1 protein-coding gene is annotated in these 1372 nt (G+C 74.4%); it reads right to left on the bottom strand.

Annotated features, from left to right (window positions below):
* Positions 1 to 87: 87 nt before the first annotated feature.
* Positions 88 to 807, bottom strand: a complete 720-nt coding sequence (locus CCN56_RS39855) for a DUF1707 domain-containing protein (protein WP_086832457.1) — start codon at positions 805 to 807, stop codon at positions 88 to 90.
* Positions 808 to 1372 lie beyond the last annotated feature (565 nt).

Below are 1372 nucleotides of genomic sequence, written 5' to 3'. Positions count from 1 at the left end.
CGTCACCTCCGGACGGTCACCCCGGGTGGCCGCCCCCGGGCCGTCACCTCCGGGCCCTCGCCCCCGGCCGGCCGTCCCTGAGGGGCGTCAGCGTCCGGGGTTCTTCTTCAGCTTGCTCTGGAGGTCGGTGATCCACTTGCCGCGCTTGGGCTTGGCCTCGACGTTCCCGAAGACCGAGTAGCCGTTGACGACGACGACCGGGGCCTGCGGGTCGACTCCCTCCAGGGTCACGACCTCGAAGTTCCCGAAGACGCCGCTGCCGCTGCCGCGCAGGCTGATGTTCTCCGGGACGCGCACCTCGACGTTCCCGAAGATGGAGGTGGCGTTGATCGTGGTCAGCCGCTGGGCGAAGATCGCCTCGGTCAGGTCGATCTCGACGTTCCCGAAGAGCGCGAAGGCGTTCGTCCGGCGACTCACCCGCCAGCGGCCCTTGCGGGTCGTGCTCGAGAAGATCGCGACGAGGTTGTCCGCGGGACCCTCGGGGTCGTCGGAGCCCCAGGCGAAGGCCGGTTCGGGCGCCCGGGCGGTCCTGGCGCCCGGCAGGTCGCGGACGATCGGCTCCAGCTCCCCGACGGTCTTGGCCCGGTAGACCGCGTCGATCCGGTCCGAGTGCTCCTCGGCGTCGAGCCGCCCCTCGGCCAGGGCGTCCCCGAGGATGTCCGCGATCCGGTCCCGGTCCGCGTCCGAGGCCCGCAGCGAGCCCTGCGGATCGGCGAAGGCGGGCCCGGCGAGAGCGGGCTCGGCGGGGGCGACCGGACGCTGCGGCCGCGGCTGCTTCTCGGGTTCGGGCTGCTTTTCGAGGTCCACGGACTCAGCCTAGCGAAACGCGATAGATCGCGACCAGGGGGAGATCCCCGGTCCTGTCCCCTAGGGGACGCGTAGGGGACACCCCCGCCCGCCGAACCGGGGTGCGCCGCCGGCGGGTTGCGGCCGCGCCGGAGAACCGCCCGTTCCCGTACGCTCCGGCGCGGGCGTCCGGGAGCCGGTCGCGGAGTCCCGCCGTACGTCCCCGCCGTGGGCCGGCCCGCACCGCCCGATCGCCACGGTCCCGTAGCCCGTCGCCCCGCCGAAACACGCCGTTCCGGCACGGTCCCGGCCTCCAGTGAGCCTTACCTCACAGGATCGGGGCCGCGCCCTCGTCATACGCTGGAGGGCGCGCCCGCCAACGGAGGCGGCGCGCCCTCCAGCGTATGAGAGGGCGGGGCGGCGATGCTGTGTGGTAGGGGTTACTGGGGGCCGGGGCCGTGCCGGAACGGCGTGTTTCGGCGGGGCGACGGGCTACGGGACCGTGGCGATCGGGCGGTGCGGGCCGGCCCACGGCGGGGACGTACGGCGGGACTCCGCGACCGGCTCCCGGACGGCCGCGCCGGAG

Origin of the sequence: Streptomyces sp. NRRL B-24572, from assembly GCF_002156145.1 — a bacterium.
GTDB classification, from domain to species: Bacteria; Actinomycetota; Actinomycetes; order Streptomycetales; family Streptomycetaceae; genus Streptomyces; species Streptomyces vietnamensis.
This window is presented reverse-complemented; position numbering and strand designations above follow the sequence as displayed.